This is a genomic window from Roseinatronobacter alkalisoli (genome assembly GCF_028745735.1).
GTDB lineage: Bacteria > Pseudomonadota > Alphaproteobacteria > Rhodobacterales > Rhodobacteraceae > Roseinatronobacter > Roseinatronobacter alkalisoli.
In genome coordinates, this window is record NZ_JAQZSM010000070.1 from 2,501 (window position 1) to 5,847 (window position 3,347).

2 rRNA genes are annotated in these 3,347 nt (G+C 53.9%); both read left to right on the plus strand.

Going from position 1 to position 3,347, the window contains the following annotated elements:
* The first annotated feature begins 183 nt into the window (after window positions 1-183).
* Window positions 184-3,086, plus strand: a 23S ribosomal RNA gene (locus PUT78_RS22780).
* Between the two features lie 107 nt (window positions 3,087-3,193).
* Window positions 3,194-3,308: ribosomal RNA gene (gene rrf / locus PUT78_RS22785) — 5S ribosomal RNA — on the plus strand.
* Window positions 3,309-3,347 lie beyond the last annotated feature (39 nt).

Sequence of the window (3,347 nt, forward strand, 5' to 3'; positions counted from 1 at the left end):
ACAGAGCATGAGACTATCCAAGTCAAGTACACTAACCAAAAGTTCTGAATCCGCACGGGTTCAGAGCGGGAAAAGTACAATGCTTTTGGTTCAGATTGTCGGGCAGGGGACACAAAAGGCCCTGCTCTGTCAGAGACGGTCATGACCTTCGGGTTGTGGCGCAGTTTGGCTCTTTCTGGATCAAATCAAGCGCGATAAGGGCGTTTGGTGGATGCCTTGGCAGTAAGAGGCGATGAAGGACGTGATACTCTGCGATAAGCGAGGGGGAGCTGAGAATAAGCTTTGATCCCTCGATCTCCGAATGGGGCAACCCACCTGATATTCTGTTGTTGTTGCTTCGCAACAACGCACACTCCGTGCGGACCTTTGGTCCGTGGTCACCTTTGGTGACCGGGGGGCTGCGTTGATGGGAAGTGCTCATCAATGGGGTAAACCAGGTACTTTTAGGCTGAATACATAGGCTTAAAAGAGCAAACCCGGGGAACTGAAACATCTAAGTACCCGGAGGAAAGGAAATCAATAGAGACTCCGTTAGTAGTGGCGAGCGAACGCGGACCAGCCGAGCCGAGATTGTGACTGGAATGGCCTGGAAAGGCCAGCCATAGCGGGTGACAGCCCCGTACAGGAAGCATGATCGGACGTATCAAGTAGGGCGGGACACGTGAAATCCTGTCTGAAGATCGGGGGACCACCCCCGAAGGCTAAGTACTCCTTACTGACCGATAGCGAACCAGTACCGTGAGGGAAAGGTGAAAAGCACCCCGACGAGGGGAGTGAAACAGACCTGAAACCGGACGCCTACAAGCAGTCGGAGGGACCATGAGTCCTGACGGCGTACCTTTTGTATAATGGGTCAACGACTTGGTCTATCTAGCAAGCTTAAGCCGATAGGTGTAGGCGCAGCGAAAGCGAGTCTTAAATGGGCGCATGAGTTAGATGGATCAGACCCGAAACCGAGTGATCTAGGCATGGTCAGGCTGAAGGTTGGGTAACACCAACTGGAGGGCCGAACCCACATCCGTTGAAAAGGATCGGGATGAACTGTGCCTAGGGGTGAAAGGCCAATCAAACTCGGAGATAGCTGGTTCTCCGCGAAATCTATTTAGGTAGAGCGTCGCACGAATACCCCGGGGGGTAGAGCACTGGATGGGTAATGGGGCCCCACAGGCTTACTGATCCTAACCAAACTCCGAATACCCGGGAGTAATATGCGGCAGACACACGGCGGGTGCTAACGTCCGTCGTGAAGAGGGAAACAACCCTGACCTACAGCTAAGGCCCCTAATTCATGGCTAAGTGGGAAAGCAGGTGGGACGACCAAAACAACCAGGAGGTTGGCTTAGAAGCAGCCATCCTTTAAAGATAGCGTAACAGCTCACTGGTCTAAATAAGTTGTCCTGCGGCGAAGATGTAACGGGGCTCAAGCCATGAGCCGAAGCTTAGGATGCGAGCAATCGCATGGTAGCGGAGCGTTCTGTTCAGTACTTCTTGCGTCTTTTGCACCTTACGGGGTGTGACGGACGCAACCGAAGTCTGCTGTGAAGCCGGCCCGTGAGGGACCGGTGGAGCGTTCAGAAGTGAGAATGTTGACATGAGTAGCGACAAACAGGGTGAGAGACCCTGTCGCCGAAAGTCCAAGGGTTCCTGCTTAAAGCTAATCTGAGCAGGGTAAGCCGGCCCCTAAGGCGAGGCCGAAAGGCGTAGTCGATGGGAACCAGGTTAATATTCCTGGGCCAGGAGGAAGTGACGGATCTCAAAGATTGTTCAGACTTATCGGATTGTCTGGGCAGTTCAGAGGTTCCCGGAAATAGCCCTCCATGAGACCGTACCCGAAACCGACACAGGTGGACTGGTAGAGAATACCAAGGCGCTTGAGAGAACCATGTTTAAGGAACTCGGCAAAATACCTCCGTAAGTTCGCGAGAAGGAGGCCCGGTTAATGCGCAAGCAATGGCCGGGGGCACAAACCAGGGGGTGGCGACTGTTTATTAAAAACACAGGGCTCTGCGAAGTCGCAAGACGACGTATAGGGTCTGACGCCTGCCCGGTGCCGGAAGGTTAAAGGGAGGAGTGCAAGCTCCGAACTGAAGCCCCGGTAAACGGCGGCCGTAACTATAACGGTCCTAAGGTAGCGAAATTCCTTGTCGGGTAAGTTCCGACCTGCACGAATGGCGTAACGACTTCCCCGCTGTCTCAAACATGGACTCAGCGAAATTGAATTGCCTGTCAAGATGCAGGCTTCCCGCGGTTAGACGGAAAGACCCCGTGCACCTTTACTACAGCTTCACACTGGCATCAGGATTGCGATGTGCAGGATAGGTGGTAGGCTTCGAAGTTGCGACGCCAGTCGCAATGGAGCCTTCCTTGAGATACCACCCTTCGCACTCTTGATGTCTAACCGCGGTCCGTTATCCGGATCCGGGACCCTGTGTGGCGGGTAGTTTGACTGGGGCGGTCGCCTCCCAAACAGTAACGGAGGCGTGCGAAGGTTGGCTCAGAGCGGTCGGAAATCGCTCGTCGAGTGCAATGGCAGAAGCCAGCCTGACTGCAAGACTGACAAGTCGAGCAGAGACGAAAGTCGGCCATAGTGATCCGGTGGTCCCGAGTGGAAGGGCCATCGCTCAACGGATAAAAGGTACGCCGGGGATAACAGGCTGATGATGCCCAAGAGTCCATATCGACGGCATCGTTTGGCACCTCGATGTCGGCTCATCTCATCCTGGGGCTGGAGTAGGTCCCAAGGGTATGGCTGTTCGCCATTTAAAGAGGTACGTGAGCTGGGTTTAGAACGTCGTGAGACAGTTCGGTCCCTATCTGCCGTGGGTGTTGGAGACTTGAGAGGAGTTGCCCCTAGTACGAGAGGACCGGGGTGAACGATCCACTGGTGGACCTGTTGTGGCGCCAGCCGCAGTGCAGGGTAGCTATGATCGGACAGGATAACCGCTGAAAGCATCTAAGCGGGAAGCCCCCCTCAAAACAAGGTCTCCCTTGAGAGCCGTGGTAGACCACCACGTCGATAGGCCGGAGATGTAAGCGCAGCAATGCGTTCAGTTGACCGGTACTAATGGCTCGATAGGCTTGATTTGATCCAGTAACAACCAAACTGATCAACAATCAAAGCAACCAAAAGCATTGACTAACAGATAGTCGGGTGGAAAAAAATCCACCCCACCGATATGTGTTTCTTCTCAGGTTTGGTGGCTATAGCGCGTGCAATACACCCGATCCCGTCCCGATCTCGGAAGTTAAGTGCCGCCGCGGCAATGGTACTGCGTCTCAAGACGTGGGAGAGTAGCTCACCGCCAAACCTGAAAAGAAACACAACTCTCTCTCAACGATACAAAAAA